Annotated in this window: 17 protein-coding genes; 10 read left to right on the forward strand and 7 right to left on the reverse strand. The window is 42.8% G+C overall.

From position 1 onward, the window contains the following. Window positions 1–38: 38 nt before the first annotated feature. The 7 genes from mobQ (at window position 39) to DFR62_RS16660 (ending at window position 7910) form a co-directional block, all read left to right on the forward strand. Window positions 39–2105 carry a MobQ family relaxase gene (gene mobQ / locus DFR62_RS16630; protein ID WP_121301340.1) on the forward strand — a complete coding sequence of 689 codons (2067 nt, stop codon included), beginning with the start codon at window positions 39–41 and terminating at the stop codon, window positions 2103–2105. Window positions 2106–2133: 28 nt separating this feature from the next. Beyond that, complete coding sequence (locus tag DFR62_RS16635; RefSeq protein WP_241663164.1) at window positions 2134–4101, forward strand: VirD4-like conjugal transfer protein, CD1115 family; 1968 nt, start codon at window positions 2134–2136, stop codon at window positions 4099–4101. A gap of 18 nt (window positions 4102–4119) precedes the next feature. Next, window positions 4120–4344: a hypothetical protein gene (locus DFR62_RS16640; RefSeq protein WP_121301341.1), complete on the forward strand. Its 225-nt coding sequence runs from the start codon at window positions 4120–4122 to the stop codon at window positions 4342–4344. After that, window positions 4334–5953: an ArdC-like ssDNA-binding domain-containing protein gene (locus DFR62_RS16645; RefSeq protein ID WP_121301342.1), complete on the forward strand. Its 1620-nt coding sequence runs from the start codon at window positions 4334–4336 to the stop codon at window positions 5951–5953. Before DFR62_RS16640 ends, DFR62_RS16645 begins: the two co-directional genes overlap by 11 nt. A gap of 329 nt (window positions 5954–6282) precedes the next feature. Further along, the gene (locus tag DFR62_RS16650; RefSeq protein ID WP_121301343.1) at window positions 6283–6582 is read left to right on the forward strand and encodes a hypothetical protein; all 300 of its coding nucleotides are present in this window, start codon (window positions 6283–6285) and stop codon (window positions 6580–6582) included. A 75-nt stretch (window positions 6583–6657) separates the two neighbouring features. Continuing rightward, entirely contained in the window at window positions 6658–6909 is a 252-nt protein-coding gene (locus DFR62_RS16655) for a hypothetical protein (protein WP_135449641.1), read from the forward strand. Between the two features lie 542 nt (window positions 6910–7451). Further along, window positions 7452–7910, forward strand: coding sequence for a JAB domain-containing protein (locus DFR62_RS16660; protein ID WP_121301345.1), 459 nt, complete (start codon window positions 7452–7454; stop codon window positions 7908–7910). Between the two features lie 217 nt (window positions 7911–8127). On the opposite strand, the gene DFR62_RS16665 is transcribed toward DFR62_RS16660, so the two are convergent. Together DFR62_RS16665 and DFR62_RS16670 are read right to left on the reverse strand one after the other, a co-directional pair. Beyond that, complete coding sequence (locus DFR62_RS16665) at window positions 8128–8490, reverse strand: YolD-like family protein (RefSeq protein ID WP_121301346.1); 363 nt, start codon at window positions 8488–8490, stop codon at window positions 8128–8130. A 189-nt stretch (window positions 8491–8679) separates the two neighbouring features. Next, window positions 8680–9075 (reverse strand): DUF5348 domain-containing protein, encoded by a 396-nt coding sequence (locus tag DFR62_RS16670; RefSeq protein ID WP_068870647.1) that lies wholly within the window; start codon window positions 9073–9075, stop codon window positions 8680–8682. A gap of 571 nt (window positions 9076–9646) precedes the next feature. Here DFR62_RS16670 and DFR62_RS16675 point away from each other — a divergent pair. After that, a complete protein-coding gene (locus DFR62_RS16675; protein WP_068487667.1) occupies window positions 9647–10138 on the forward strand; it encodes a GNAT family N-acetyltransferase in 492 nt (163 codons plus the stop codon). A 282-nt stretch (window positions 10139–10420) separates the two neighbouring features. Here the strand turns inward: DFR62_RS16675 and resA are convergent, their stop codons facing one another. The 5 genes from resA to DFR62_RS16700 all read right to left on the reverse strand — a co-directional run bounded on the left by resA (window position 10421) and on the right by DFR62_RS16700 (window position 13863). Beyond that, complete coding sequence (resA, locus tag DFR62_RS16680) at window positions 10421–10963, reverse strand: thiol-disulfide oxidoreductase ResA (RefSeq protein WP_068487668.1); 543 nt, start codon at window positions 10961–10963, stop codon at window positions 10421–10423. A 104-nt stretch (window positions 10964–11067) separates the two neighbouring features. Next, window positions 11068–11508, reverse strand: coding sequence for a disulfide oxidoreductase (locus tag DFR62_RS16685; protein WP_068487669.1), 441 nt, complete (start codon window positions 11506–11508; stop codon window positions 11068–11070). Beyond that, complete coding sequence (locus DFR62_RS16690; RefSeq protein WP_068487670.1) at window positions 11508–12185, reverse strand: DsbA family protein; 678 nt, start codon at window positions 12183–12185, stop codon at window positions 11508–11510. Before DFR62_RS16690 ends, DFR62_RS16685 begins: the two co-directional genes overlap by 1 nt. Window positions 12186–12210: 25 nt before the next feature. Then, window positions 12211–13305, reverse strand: a complete 1095-nt coding sequence (locus DFR62_RS16695; protein ID WP_101189070.1) for a copper resistance D family protein — start codon at window positions 13303–13305, stop codon at window positions 12211–12213. Then, window positions 13306–13863, reverse strand: coding sequence for a copper resistance CopC family protein (locus DFR62_RS16700; protein ID WP_068487672.1), 558 nt, complete (start codon window positions 13861–13863; stop codon window positions 13306–13308). A 171-nt stretch (window positions 13864–14034) separates the two neighbouring features. On the opposite strand from DFR62_RS16700, the gene DFR62_RS16705 reads away from it, so the two are divergent. Further along, window positions 14035–14412 (forward strand): ArsR/SmtB family transcription factor, encoded by a 378-nt coding sequence (locus tag DFR62_RS16705; RefSeq protein ID WP_068487673.1) that lies wholly within the window; start codon window positions 14035–14037, stop codon window positions 14410–14412. Further along, window positions 14409–15011 (forward strand): cation transporter (locus DFR62_RS16710; RefSeq protein WP_208640414.1); only part of this gene is annotated, 603 nt, incomplete at its 3' end. The genes DFR62_RS16705 and DFR62_RS16710, both read left to right, overlap by 4 nt.

The raw sequence follows: 15011 nt of genomic DNA on the forward strand, positions 1-15011 counted from the left end.
GCCTTCGGATATTTAAAAAGAAAAAGAGGTGAGAGAACGTGAGCTATTTCCGACTGCAAGCAAATATCGTCAGCAAGAAAACCCAATCCGCCGTGGCCAGTGCCAGTTACCGAAGTGGGGAAGAGTTGTATTCCGAGCGTGATGAAGAAATGAAAAGCTATCAGCAGCGCGAAGTGGCTCCGGTCTCGTTCATCCTCAAACCGGATCATGCCCCTGAATGGACATTGGAACGTGAAAAACTATGGAACGAAGTGGAGAAAGTCGAGAAACCCTGGAACGCACAACTCGCACGTGAAGTCCTGATTGCGTTGCCAGTCGAGTTACCGGAAGATGCTCAACAAGAACTCGTCCAATCGTTCGTTCAAGAAGAATTTGTGGAAGAGGGGATGGTCGCAGATGTGGCCATTCACCGAGACAAAGAACACAATCCGCATGCGCACATCATGCTGACGGTTCGTCCATTCAATGAAGACGGCACGTGGGGACAGAAGAAAACACGCCAATACGAATTCGACCAAAATGGCGACATCCTTCGCGACGAAAAAGGCGAGAAAGTCTTCCAAACCGTTCCGTCTACCGATTGGAACGAACGCGAAACCTTGGTGAAATGGCGCATGCACTATGCGGACGCCATCAATGAATCGTTTAAAGAACACGGCATCGAAAAGACCGTCTCAGCACTTTCATTTGAAGCACAAGGGCTCGACCAAATCGCTGAGGTTCGCTTGGAACGAAATGAATACCAATACGTGAAGCGCTTAGAAGAGAAAGGAATCGAAGCACAGACGTTCTATCATCAATTGAATCAAGAAATCCGCAAAAAGAACGCCGAAATCGCTCAGCTAAATGATAAAATTGTCTTTCTGTCTGCTAAGCAGAAACAGACAGATGTTCAGCGCGTCCTGCATCGTCACACAAGCGAAGTTACCGCCCAATTGAACGAGGACTACGAAAAGAGCTGGCACTTCATGAAAGGGCGTCTGAAAGAAAACTTCTCGTTCGATTCGGTCCATGATCAGCTGCAAGGATTGTATCGCTGGGAAGAACGAAAAGTAGAACCGAAACAAGTCGAAGCCCAGGTCACGCATGCCATTTTGAACGCCTCTCACAAGGCGTATCAAGAGCGCAATTTCTCTGTCGTGAAGCAACAAGGCTTCACTTCATCTGACTTCCGTTCGCTCTTCACCGAGCGTTTGGATGCGTTTGAAGCGTTAACGGATTCCGTCGAGAAAGACCAACAAACGGTCGATCAAGTCGTGGCACATGCCGAGCGCACGTACCGGGCGCAAAGCTTAATCGTTCATAATGCCTTTAATGAATTATTCCCGGAAACCAATGAACGATTTGCGCATAATGACCGGACCGTGGCGTACAAAGCGAATGTCCTGACAGCAATCCAAACAAACGACCGGACAGTCATTCCATCCCATCACGAAGTGAATCATCGCTTGCAGCTGCAGGAACTGAAAAAGGCATGTGAGCAAGGGGAGAAAGCCAGTGAACAAATCCGGATTCAAGCGTTGATTCGCAATAAGCTCGGCAGTGAAAAAGAACAGCTCGTAAAAGATGGCACAGACCTCAAAGCGATTTATGAAACGTCCGTCAAACTGAACACGACGCAGCAATTGATTGAACGCTACGAGGCGAAAGCGAAACACATCGATCAGGAACTCAATGCCTTGATTCGGGAGACGTTCCCACAAGCGAAAGAGAAGCTGCTAAAAGACGTCGAGCAACTTCCGTTAGAGATGAAAACGGCTATACTGAAGCACTACACGCAACAGAACAAGCTGACAAAAGCACCGAGCTTGAAAGCGTGCTTGCAAGTGGCAAAGAAAGACCAAAGCAAACAGGCAATGGCGTATCATGCTTATCAAGCAAAACCCGATGCACGATTTGCTGAACGCTTAGGCTGCTCACAGAAATCCCTTTCTCACTTCCCAACGGGACGAGCGAGTACCGAACTGATCGAACAGTTGATTGACCAAGCTGAACGCGACCAGCACCAGGCGGCACAACACGAGATGCCTTCGCCGACGAAGCTTCGTCGAAAAGCCAAAGACAAACAACTTCGCCGTGAACTCGGCTTGGAGTTTGAACTGTAAAAGCGAAATGTTGAAAGGCGTGAACTTCATGATGAAAAAAACCTTACAAAAAGGCGCCGGTAAGAAAATCGCCGTTACGTTTCTTCTATCCTTGTTGATTGGATATGCCCTAACAGGACTCTTACGCTTCTTGAAAGAAGGGGGAGGGCTGAATGCCCTTCTTCTGGACGTACAAGGAACGCTGACCTTTCTCACCGAAACCGATCAGCAATCACAACTCTTAGTGGCGATTCTCACAGTCGTCTTCTTCGGCTGGTTCCTGTCCAAAATGCGCTTATTGGAACATACGTATGAAGACGCCCATGACTTCGGGGTCCACGGATCGGCCAGATTCACAAAGCCATCCGAAGTCCTGAACGGCAAGTACTTTTCCAAACACAATACCTACAACTCCAAACAGCCTGAAAAAACTGTGGAACGATTGGAGAACGGATTGATTGTCGGTCGAGTACCGAATAAGAAACAAGTGCTCATCATTCCCCGGTCAACGGAGATTGATAACCGGAACGTTTACATCGTCGGATCCAGTGGGAGTGGTAAAGGACAGTCTTACGTCATCCCAAACCTCGTCAATAACCATGAGGAAACCTTAATTGTCACGGATCCTAAGGGTGAGCTCTTTGAGCAAACAGCTGACATCAAGCGAAAACAAGGCTACAAGGTGTATCAAATCGATTTCATTAACTTCAATCAAGACAATTACAACTTGCTCGATTACGTCTTTGACGATCAGGATGCGCAAAGCGTTTCCGTCACGATCGCCAAAAACTCGACAAAGGACGGCAAAGAAGACTTCTTTATGGAACGTGCGCAGAAAATGCTGGCGGGCTTGATAGTCTACTGCAAAACCGAAATTCCGAACGCCAGCATGCAAGACGTGCTGAATGTCTTTAATGAACGAGTCTCCCCGGACGAGGAATCGTTCCGCCAGTGGGTGGATGAAGAACTCGGTCCTCATCATCCGGCTTATCAACTGTTGAAGGGCTTAACAACACTCGGTGGGAACACCCGAACGAGTGTGACATCGTCGTTTGCTTCGCAAGTCAGCATTTTCACGCTGAAGAAAATTAGCGAAATGACCCGCACGAGCGATTTCAACTTCCGTGAGTTTCAGGAACAGAAAAGCATTCTGTATGTGAAGCTTCCGATGGATGAAAACCCGTTCACGGCGTTAACGTCCGTGTTCTTCGATCAATTGATTTCGCAGTTTTATAAGCTGGCCGATGAAAACCGAGGACAACTGAAGATCCCGACCATCTTCTTATTGGATGAATTTGCGAACATCGGGAAAATTGAGAAATACGCACGGGTCTTGGCAACGTGCCGGGGACTGGGCTTATCGATGAACACCATCGTCCAAGACAACGGCCAAATTGAATCACTCTACGGCAAAGAAATGGCTCGCTCCATCTTGTCCAACCACGACACGCTATTGTTCCTCCGAAGCAAGGATATGGAGACGATTAAGTACTTTTCACAACTCGCCGGTGAAACGACGGCGAAGATCCAGACCGGTTCGTCCAGTCAAAGTGGGGGCTTCATGAGTGGAAAATCGAGTGCCAGCCAAAGTCAGTCTGAACAGTACGTGAAGCGTTCCTTGATACCGGAAGGGGACTTGGCGAGCATTGCGAAGAACGATTGTTATTTGTTTGTCAGTGGCTTGCATCCGATGAAACTACAGAAAGTGTGGCAATCCGAAGTGTTCGGCTCCTACGTTCAGCAACACACGTCCATCGCTTCAGAAAAGGCTGTGAAGCAAGAGTCAGCTTTCACGGTTCCGACACCTCCTGAACCCAAGAAGGAATCCACTTTCGCCTCAGGAGGCGCGACGACACATGTGATTGAAGAAGAGATTGATCAATCGGATGTGTTTGATTTAACGGACGACGGACTCGAAGAAGAATGGGCAGCCATGCAAGAAGAAGAAACAGAAGAACGGTCCATCGAGGACCGGTTAAAGGAAAAGGAAGCGACGGATTTACGTACGCTCTTATAAGCGAAAGGGGAGAAACCGATGCTTGTCACGATTAGCGAAATCCTCGCAAGTGATAAACGGATCTTGAGCTTTTACGATCCTGTGCCGTTTGAGGCACTTACATATGAAGGTCTGATTGACCTTGAAGAAGACGTGCAAGAGTATGCGATTACCTGTTACAGCCCCGTTCGAATTCCCGGACGAGTCGAACCCCTTTATGAAGCTTGGTATGTCAGAAAGGACGTGATGCACAATGTCGACTAAGGTGGATTTGACCGAAATCAATGACCGGCTGGAACGAAACCTCGAAGAAATGTTCAAAAACAACCGATTTCAAGACATGCTCAATGTGATGGCTAGTGGCCACCAATACTCGTTTAATAACGTGCTGATGATTGCCGGACAAAACCCTGAAGCGACGATGGTTCGTGGATTCAGACAATGGCAAGCCTTAGGGCGTCACGTTAACAAAGGGGAAAAGAGCATTGATATCTTGGTCCCTTCATTTAAGAAAGTCGAAGTGCAAAAAGTGAACGAACAGACAGGTGAAGTGCTGCGCGATAAGAATGGTGATCCTCAATCTGAAGTTCGACAAAGTATCACCGGCTTTCGGATCGGCAAGGTCTTCGATGTCTCTCAAACGGACGGAAAAGAGATTCCGAACATCCGGGACTTTATTCAAAAAGACTTAACATCACCAGATTCCTTGAAGGAACTGTATGATCGGTTCATCCATCAAACGAATGAGAACTCCCAGCAGTTAACCATTCGGGAAGAAGCACATGAAGGACAAACCTACGGCGGTTATTTCAGTCCTCAAAAAGAGGAAATTGTCATCAACACGGCTGTTTCCAAGAGCCCTGAGCAAAAATTCCGTGTCTTGATTCACGAACATGCGCACAGTCAGCTCCATCATAAGGAAAGCGACATCAAAGACCTGCCGAGAGGACATAAAGAAGCGCAGGCCGAATGCGCAGCCTATATCGTTTCCCAATACTATGGTTTCGATACGGATCTTTCTTCCACCGGCTACATCGCCACATGGGCACAAGATTTGAACTTGGCTAAACAAGCCATCAAAGAAGTACAAGATGTATCCCGTGCGACGATTGAACACGTGAACTCGCTGCAGAACGAAAAGATTCAAGATTTTTATCAATCCATCAATCCTGAACAGGTGAAGGAATCGGTCGAAACCAAGTTGAAACTATCGCTTGAAGATAAACCGACCTTGCAGCTGTTGGATGCCAAAAATGGACTCGTCGTTTTCGCGACCGTGGAACAGAACGAACGGGATCAGCACTTCACCCTTCGTACCAATACAAATCGGATTCTTCCGTTAAGTGAATTGGACGATCGATATGCCGTGTTGAATGTGTTGGAAAACAAAGGACGGTTGGTCCAGGAGTATCAAAAAGTTGAAGATGTCCTGGAAGTGACAAAACTGGACGAAGGGAAATACGCCGTCACCGTAGAAGGCGGCGAAAGTTCGCAACGTACCTTTCATAAAAAAGCTGAAGGGGAGCGATTCATCGGAAAAGCTGCCCTTGCGCAATCGTTAAATACCGATCGGTACTTAAACCGTTCTCAACACAAAGAAGCCCCTCGTCTTCAGCAACTCAATGAAAAGCATCTAAATGAACGACTGAGCCGAGTGCTGAAGCAACCGAATTTACAAGCAGAAGCGAAGCACGGCGTCACCATCGGATGGCAATTGGTGAAAAATCCGCAGATCCAGTCCAAGGATGATTTACAAAAACACCTGAATGAATTGAATCCGAATCATGGAAAAACGTCTGAATTAAAAGAAGCCTTCGCTCAATTGAACAAAGGTGAAAAAACGAAAGAAAAAGAAAATGAATTAGAGCGTTGAGTTAAAAAGCATTGGAGAAGAATTCCTTCTCCAATGCTTTTTCTATGTCAGAACATGAATTTACTGGGTTACGCACGCTATTAAGCTTAATTTTGTAAAATGATCCCCCTTTATTACATTTTAAATCGGAAAAAGATTAAAACTGGTGTTATTTTTCATTAATAAATTTAGAATTTAAGTAATTAAAAGTGATATATCTATAAAAAACAAACCTTTTACTAGTTATTTTTATCCACTTTCTAATTTTTGTATTATTTACAATAAAAAGAAAAAATATTATGTTAAAGACACCACTCAAATGGAAACTATTGTAGAACGGAGATTAGTAAATGAGAATTTTGCCCACTGTGTACAAAGCTAAGTCTGAAATTGCCCGGTTAGAAAAATACGTGTTTCTCGCCGAGAGTTATGGTGAACAAACTCTTGAAAAACAAATCATTAAACATTATGCCTATATCGGTAGTATTTCCAAAACCGTTGCTCATTTGAACGAAAAACGAGCAAAAGAAGGATTAGCCCCCATTGAACTTGCCTATGCTAAAGAAGTCATTCAATCTAAGCCAGCAGATGCATTACACCGGATGGTTCGCACTCGCTATAGACAAAAAATTAGACATTTACAGTACTGAACATGAACGTACGCTTAATGATCTGTTGAATCCATTAAGGCTTCGCTGTGTGGAGCGAAAGAAACGAGGAATCTATTGAAAAATCCCGAAGAAAAAGAATCCGAAATACCAAAAAGAGAAATTCCGCTAATGTTTGTAGGATTTGCCCTGCTAATCGGTAGTTTTTATTGGCGGTTGCTCTTCCACTTCTTTTTTATCATTCCGTCCCTGATCTTTTTTCTGCGAAGTATAGATGATTTTAAAAAAGGAAATAAGAAATCGATGTACTGGAATATGGTCTCTGGCCTCATCTTTTTCGCCTTGATCTTTTTAGCAAATACCGATTGATGTTTAATTGATAGGATAAACTCAAGTACAGAGCATTTTCACGGGCGACTGCACAAGAGCGCCTAGCAACCGTCGTTTCAAGGCGCTCTATGTGTCGCTTCTCCCTAAAAAAGCCGATAATCAGGGGCTGTAACCTGTCGGAAACAGCCCCTAGATTCCTGTCCTTTTCTTAATGGGTGAACGAGTCGAACAACAGAAGACCGAGCAAATGAGAAGGCAGCCGAAACGGCTGCCTTTTGTCGTTATTTTTTGCTTTTGGCCACCGGAGCGTACACAGCCCCAGCCTCTCTAAGCTCGAAATACGGACAGATTCCTTGGCTTCGCCCTATCCCTATTTCAAGCCAAGACAGGAGCCGACAAAGCCCGTGTTCAGTCAAGGGGCGCCAAACTTTTTTAGATCGGCTTCGCTAAAAAACTTTGGCGCTGGGACCCTTGACTGGTCGGCTATGGGGTGTGGCCGTCCTCCTTACCAAAAGGCAAAAAATAATCCCTTTTGGGACCATTCCCGCCCGGCGGACAAAATCAAAAAGGAGCGATACCCCATGAAACTCGAAAAAATCATTGAAATCACACGCATTAAACAAGAAGTGAAAGAAGTCGAAGAAACCTATAAAAGTGTCCTTCCTGAACGCATTCAGAGTTCCACAGATGCCATCAATTTTGCGAAAGCTCTCATAGGAGATGAGGACCGGGAGGTCTTCTTGGTCATCTGCTTGAACATCAAAAATGAAATCTCGGTGGTTCATCGTTGCCACATCGGAAGCTTGAATGCTAGCGTCGTTCATCCACGCGACGTGTTCAAAGCTGCCATTTTGAATAACTCTGGAAGCATTTTAGTAGCACATAACCATCCTTCCGGCGACTGCCAATATTCCACTGAAGACGTAGCTGTCAGCAAGCGATTGATGGATGCCGGCGAGCTGATTGGCATTGAAGTGTTGGATTCACTGATTGTCAGCCAAAAAGACGGCGTTTCCTTGAGGGAAATCGGGGTTATTTAAAAACCCCGTCCCTACGGGATTCTCAGACGAAATGAATCGCATCTTCCATCGTCTCAGAAAAGATAAATCCCTCAGAAGGCGAATCTCAGACATGGGATTCGTCTTTTGTAAGGGGAATTCCTCAAACCTCATAGCTGCGCTAAAAGAATGGCAGGGAAAAAAGAAAATGACCGATGCAAAATAGGTTGCATCGGTCATTTTCTTTTGATCATTTGAATCAATCCACTAACTGAATGCCTACCAAGCTCTCAATCGGCAATCGCTGCCGTCCGGATTCGTCTTCATAAACCAGTTGCCCATTCCTCAAATCGATTTCTTGAATCACCCCAGTATGCGTAAAAAACGCGCCGTTTTTCCATGTCTTCAGTTGGACCTCACATCTTCGGCTCATGGCGATTTCCACTTCTTCCTGGATGGCTTGCAAATCAAAATCGGTCAATTCGGGTTTCGGCACCTGGTCCTGTTCCTCGTAGAATGCTTTGATCAACCGGACATGTTCCGTCAGCAGCATCCCTTGCCATTTAATTAACCCTCGATCGCTGACAGCCCCTACTTGTTTTGTGTGTTTCGTTGTTTTCATGCTATCGCCTCCTTTCAATTAAAAAGAACATACGTTCTTATCATACCACTTTAGAAACGCTCTGAATCCTCCCTTTATAAATAAGCATACAAAAACCCATTCTCTTGAAGACCAAGAAAATGGGTTCTCGCTATTTTTCGGATCAAATCATTAAGTTTATTGCTGTTGGTGCAGAAAGAGTCTCTTATATTATCGACACCTTGCTTGTAGACCCTCCAAAGGTTGTTTGATGCCTACCGCAAAGTAATCCTCACCGTCATGCTCAATTCGTGTTCGTGCGTATATTTCTTGTGATTCATCCCAGATTTCAAGGGGACTGCCCGACGTAAAGTAATCTTCAGCGCCTTCGATTTCATAACGTCCGTCTGACCGTTTAATAACTCTTCCACTGGCTTGAATCGGTTTCTGAAGGTACTCAACCGAATAAATTAAGCTATACAGATGGTCTGCCACTTTCCGCATTTCTCGCTCTTCAAAGCGTTGTTCCGGATCTTCATGGTCGTGCTCAAACTCTTCTTCTTTTGATATCCCTTTTAAAGCAGGCAACGTAGCCGCCAACTTTTTATTGGCCTCTTCTAATCTCAAGTAAATGCCCCCTCAATGTTTGTTGCAGTTTCTCGGATGAACAAGTTCTTTCTATTATATCGCATTTATACACTGAACTTTAAGCTATCTTTTTCATTCTTTACCTTTTGATTCGCGTTCTTCTATTTTTCTTTTTCGAAAAGTCGTTGTCAATACATCCATTCGCCTTGTGATTTCATTGTTCAGAATTTTTTCCAGTATCGTTAAAATAACCTCTAGCTCTCTCTCTGTAAATCCTCAATATAGCCGATTTTCTTCATATCGATCAAATCGAATCACTATTCCGGCACCTCTCTGTACTTTTTTAAGTAATTATTCTATATATTTAGATATGGAGTACACCAAAGTTCACTTTACTCCTCTATCTTTATGGATTCTCTTTTAAGAGTCATAGATAAAAGGGCAACAAAGTAGGCTTTAACCAGACTTACTTAGCCCTTTCTATTTATATAACTGCTAATTCTCCATCGTAATTTCAATCAGAACATTTAAATTACTAGCTATACTCGACACTTTTTTCACATTTAAAGTTTATTATCTAATAAATAAACTACTTATATGGGGGATAATAATGAAAATTGAAATCATTCAACCAATCGTGGAACGGAAAGAGATTTTAAAGAATTTATTGGAATTGTACCAATATGATTTTTCAGAGTTTGAATCTGAAGATGTAGATGAAAATGGATTGTTTGGCTATAAATATCTGGATTGTTATTGGAACGAACCAAACCACTATCCATTTTTATTTCAAGTGGACGGTAAGTATGCAGGATTTGCTTTGGTACGTAAGATAACTGTTGAAGATGCAAGTAATCCTTCTTATATGAAAATGTGTGAGTTTTTTGTAATGAGAAAATATCGAAAAGAAGGTGTTGGAAAACGAGCAGCCTTTCATATTTTCAATCTCTTTCAAGATACTTGGGAAGTGGCGGAACTTGAAACCAACCTTCCAGCTCAAAAGTTTTGGAGAGAGGTAATTTCTGAGTATACTAACAATAATTACTCGGAATTTTATCTAGACCAATGGCCTGGACCGATTCAAAGATTCTTCACAGTTTAGCTTATAAACACGCTTCAAATAATATAACCAGAAAAAACCCCCGACTGGTAGTCACTTTCTTAAAGTGTCTACCAATCGGGGGTCAGTTCAGTTTTTTAAAAGATAATTCTTCCTCAACTTCTAAAATTTAATTGTGTCACTCGATCTCTTAAAGCTCTTAAACTAAAACGTCGGGCTTGTTTTAAATACGCTTCAATAAAAAAAGGCCAAGGAAAAAATTCCATAGGCCTTTGCTTTAAAACAAAGGAATTTAAACAGAGAGCTGTTCTCTTATTAACCCCTTCAGGAAGCTTTTGGTTTAATCTCTTCCATGTACCTTCTTATGTCTTCCTCCGACATTTCACCGGTAATGATTTTTACGATATCTCCATCTGGATTGATCAACATGGTAGTAGGAAGTGGGCGAATGTTGTATGCCTCCATTACACTTTTATTTTTATCAATAACAATTGGGAAGGTTAAGTTTTTTTGTTCTGCATATTGTTTCACTTCATAGTCAGACTGAGCAATATTTACAGCCAATATTTGCACGCCTTGATCCTTGTAATTCTGGTATTGCTTTTCCATCAATGGAAACTCTTTCTCACATGGTTTGCACCAAGTTCCCCAAAAGTTTACAAAAACTCCTTGTCCTCTATACTCAGATAGTTGCTGGCGCTGCCCATTTAAGTCAGTTAAGGTGAAATCAGGTGCCTTGTCTCCTACCTGTAATACCTCACTTTGCTCTTTCGTTAGTGCATTATAAATCGTAAATATGATGGCACCCGTCATGACAAGCAAGATAACACTTCTCAAAATTAAACGTTGCTTTTTTCTTACAGCCATACGTTCCCCCCTCAGTACTAATCTTTCATCTTTACTAGACCCAAAACCATAGAAATTGTTAAACCTCACAGCAAAGACAGAATAACTTGAGATGCATATACAGATTAAGAACGAGATTCTCTAAATGCCAGTAATAGCATAGTTACCGTGATTAAAACAAAGGCAATCAATGCCAAGAATGGAATCGTGATGAAACCTGCCCAATTGATATATTCTGAGCTGCATGGAACCCCATTGACACAGGGCTTGAATCCACCAAACCCAGGAATTTTTTGTTCCAAGTAGTGCAGAACGGAAATACTCCCACCCAAAAGGGAGAGTGGCAAAACGTAACGAGGCGCTTTAGTGTCGTTTGTAAAGGTTGCAATGCCCAAAATCAGCACTAAGGGATACATGGCAATCCGTTGATACCAGCAAAGTTCGCACGGAATAAAACCTTGCACTTCACTGAAGTATAGGCTTCCCAGCATCGCTACTAGGGAAACAAACCACGCACTATAGAGTAGAATCCCCGTTTTTCCAGACTGTCCTTGTTCTTTCGCCATCACTCTGCACCTTCCAATTCTTGATCAATCAAGGCTTTGATCGCATCATAATCAAAGGGGTCTTCCAATTGTTGGCCGTTAACTGAAATAGTAGGTGTTTGAGAAACACCAGCTTCTTCCACTAGAGCTTCATCCTTTTGGAGCTGTTCTTGTTGTGACACTTGTTCGATGTCTTCCTTTAGACGAACCTGGTCAATCTCTGGAAATGCTGATGCTACTTCCATCAATTTTTCTGGAGTAATCCATGCGGCATCATGGTCTTCTACTGGTTGGGCATCATAAAGAGCTTTATGAAACTCCCAATAAATTTCTGGGCTCTGCTCATAAACCGACTCCGCAGCCAAAGAACCTAATACAGACTCATTTCCGTGAAAAAATACATTAATATAAGAAAACTTCACCTTTCCTGTTTCCACATAGTCCTCTACAAGCTGAGGATATACCATTTCTCCCCAAGCTTTACAAGATGGGCACTTAAAGTCACCGTATTCCACTACTGTCACTGGAGCATTGCCCTCACCTAAAGTGGGCTGTCCGGAAACATCCACTTGTGCTGTTTCTACAGCGGGTGCTTCCTCTTGATTCAGAAATACCACTATGACGGATACAATTACTGCTAATACAGCGGTTGCTAGGACGATCCATTTCATTTTAGATTGCTTCGATTTATTTCCCATTTTTATATCCTCTTTTCTACTTTTATTATCCAACGCTGAGCATTAAGCCTACATAAAAACTCAACACACAAAACAATCCCATCACCAATGTCAAATATACAGGGATTTTTTGCTTGAAACTATAAATGACAAGACTGCCAAAGGCTGTGCCGAGAAACAAAAATAAAACGCCAAGAATGCTCCACTCAAATTGCAGATGCATCGCAGTATCCATCGAACCAGTATGAAAATAAGCAAAAAGATTGGAAGCTCCATTCATTCTTATAAACGATTCGATTGAATGGGGAGGTTCTTGTTGCCCTAATACTGCAGTTGCCGACAATACAAGTAACAATACAACGCTTTCTGCTCTGGCCCAAGGCAATGGATTTACCTTTTTCCCTCTGCTTAATTTCGCTCTAATGAATACGCCATTGATGAAAGCAAAGAGTAATACTGGAAGAATTAATAAATGTTTCACTAAAATTGCTTGGCCATATGGCATTTGCCACGCATCCGTATAGTCTTTTAAATTCAACGCCAAAGTCATGATATATAATCCTGAAGCCGAAATGATAATTAAACATATGATAGCAAGTGGAGTGAACCATTTTATAAATGGGAGCCAGTTTTTAGAAGACACTGAAAACCAGCTAACAATAAGTAAAATACCTATCCAAACCGTTGCAGCTGTAAAGTGTAAAGTATGAAAAATAAATCCACTTCCATCTGTTAATGAAGCTGCATGGCTTCCCCATCCCAACGCGAGAAGGAGCAGAAAAGTAAAAACGAGGGAGACAACGATCAATACTTTGCTCTTAAAAACGGGAGTAACTGATACGAAAAAATAGAAAAAAAGAGAAGTTAAAACCGTTACTGACCACGCTTGCCCTACCTCGAATTCCCCGACTACATTTTGAACGGTCAATAAAAGACCGATATCTTCGTATAGAAATACTACAAGCCGAATGACGGGAGCTGTCGATAAAAAAGCAATGCCCAAGATGGAAATTTGTAGGACGCGTTTATTTATTACCAGATCCGGCTTTTTATTGGCTGGAACTAAGTGAATAAGCAACGAGCCAATTAAAAGCGAAAAACAGAGATATAGAAGCATTTCAGCTATGTATAGCCAGATCATTTAACTTTTTCGCCTCTCCAGCGCCCACATGAATGTACCAGCTGCGATTATCGCCAAAATAATAAAAATGATTATTACGGCATACGGAGGACTGGATGTTGTCGTTTCGCTAGTTTGCTGATCCGTTTCAAAGGTTTGTGTTTCTTTAGTTGGTACCTCTGAAAGGGAACCTGTAATTTGCTCTTCTGTATCCTCTGTTTTCTTCACCTCTCCTGTTTTTGCGGTAAAGCTTAAAATACCTTCAATTGGATGCCCATCCGCGCCGATTATTTTCCATTTCACAGTATAGTCCCCATCAGGCATGCTGCCCTTAGGATTCCCACTCATTGATTGTTCCAAGAGCTGAACATTGAAAGGAACTTCCTCGCCCTCTTGGTTTTCCACGGTAAAGTTGCTGCCTTTCTCCAAGGCGGTATTGAATTCAAGAACAATTTCATTAAGTTCTTCAGTCACTGTAGCTCCATCACTCGGCACACTTTTTTCGAGTGCAGTATGAGCAGAAACAGTAGTCGAACACATAAGCAGTATCAATACTGCCATTATCCATATTTTTTTCATTTGCTAAAAACCTCCAGAATGGGTTGTTTTTATTTAATAAGCCACTTTCCCTCTTATAAAGTCTACCAAGAATCTTTGAACATTAAAACAATAGTTTGAATATTAGAATTGACAAATCAACGAAATCTTTCTAAACTAATACTCAAACGAACATTTGAATGAGGTGTAAAAATGGAGGAAATCGAAATTAGTAAAAAGAATGATACATGCCAAACTTTCTGTTATGACGAAGAAGTGATTGGAAGGGTTCAACCTAAGATGGTCGGCATTCGTGGGGTGGAGTTAATCTTCAAAGCACTTTCTGATGCGACCCGACTGAAAATTGCTTATGCTTTGACACTGGAAAAAGAATTATGTGTTTGTGACGTGGCCAATATTCTAGGGACAACCACAGCTACTGCTTCGCACCATCTGCGCTATTTGCGTAATATGGGATTGGCAGATTATGAAAAACGCGGGAAATTGGTTTTTTATTCACTAGCTGATGATCATGTGCACCAGTTAGTCCGCATTGCTTGCGAGCATGCAGAGGAGGACCGATACAAATGAGCGAAACTCAGGACCAACACATTTACAAGCTCCAAAATCTATCCTGCACCAGCTGTGCCGCTAAGTTCGAAAAAAACATCCGAGAAATTCCTACAGTTGAAGACGTGAAACTAAACTTTGGAGCTTCAAAAATCACCATCGCTGGACAAGCCTCAATTGAACAATTAGAGCAAGCCGGTTCTTTCGATGGCATCCTGGTATATCCTGAACACCAACGATTGCCTGAAACCAAAGAGCCGTTTTGGAAGCAACGAGCGAATCAAACCACCATGGTTTCTCTCTTCTTTTTGATTCTCGGCTATATATCATCACTTCAAATTGGCGAAGAAGAAGTTATTACTATCGGCCTTTTTGGTCTAGCGATTTTGACAGGCGGTCTCAGTCTTTTCAAGGAAGGGCTTAAAAATCTTATTAAGTTCCAATTCGATATGACAACGTTAATGACCATCGCGGTCATTGGAGCTGCAGTTATTGGCGAATGGGGAGAAGGTGCTGTCGTAGTCTTTTTGTTTGCAATCAGTGAAGCATTGGAAACCTACTCCATGGACAAAGCAAGAAACTCCATTCGTTCACTAATGGACATCGCACCTAATACAGCT

Source organism: Planococcus citreus (assembly GCF_003664125.1).
GTDB classification, from domain to species: domain Bacteria; phylum Bacillota; class Bacilli; order Bacillales_A; family Planococcaceae; genus Planococcus; species Planococcus citreus.

Bases quoted from the DNA above. Each gene is read 5' to 3' on its own strand.
- DFR62_RS16635 (WP_241663164.1), top strand. From the start codon at position 2,134: ATGATGAAAAAAACCTTACAAAAAGGCGCCGGTAAGAAAATCGCCGTT.
- DFR62_RS16640 (WP_121301341.1), top strand. From the start codon at position 4,120: ATGCTTGTCACGATTAGCGAAATCCTCGCAAGTGATAAACGGATCTTG.
- DFR62_RS16645 (WP_121301342.1), top strand. From the start codon at position 4,334: ATGTCGACTAAGGTGGATTTGACCGAAATCAATGACCGGCTGGAACGA.
- DFR62_RS16650 (WP_121301343.1), top strand. From the start codon at position 6,283: ATGAGAATTTTGCCCACTGTGTACAAAGCTAAGTCTGAAATTGCCCGG.
- DFR62_RS16660 (WP_121301345.1), top strand. From the start codon at position 7,452: ATGAAACTCGAAAAAATCATTGAAATCACACGCATTAAACAAGAAGTG.
- DFR62_RS16665 (WP_121301346.1), bottom strand. From the start codon at position 8,490: ATGAAAACAACGAAACACACAAAACAAGTAGGGGCTGTCAGCGATCGA.
- DFR62_RS16675 (WP_068487667.1), top strand. From the start codon at position 9,647: ATGAAAATTGAAATCATTCAACCAATCGTGGAACGGAAAGAGATTTTA.
- resA (WP_068487668.1), bottom strand. From the start codon at position 10,963: ATGGCTGTAAGAAAAAAGCAACGTTTAATTTTGAGAAGTGTTATCTTG.
- DFR62_RS16685 (WP_068487669.1), bottom strand. From the start codon at position 11,508: ATGGCGAAAGAACAAGGACAGTCTGGAAAAACGGGGATTCTACTCTAT.
- DFR62_RS16690 (WP_068487670.1), bottom strand. From the start codon at position 12,185: ATGGGAAATAAATCGAAGCAATCTAAAATGAAATGGATCGTCCTAGCA.
- DFR62_RS16695 (WP_101189070.1), bottom strand. From the start codon at position 13,305: ATGATCTGGCTATACATAGCTGAAATGCTTCTATATCTCTGTTTTTCG.
- DFR62_RS16700 (WP_068487672.1), bottom strand. From the start codon at position 13,863: ATGAAAAAAATATGGATAATGGCAGTATTGATACTGCTTATGTGTTCG.
- DFR62_RS16705 (WP_068487673.1), top strand. From the start codon at position 14,035: ATGGAGGAAATCGAAATTAGTAAAAAGAATGATACATGCCAAACTTTC.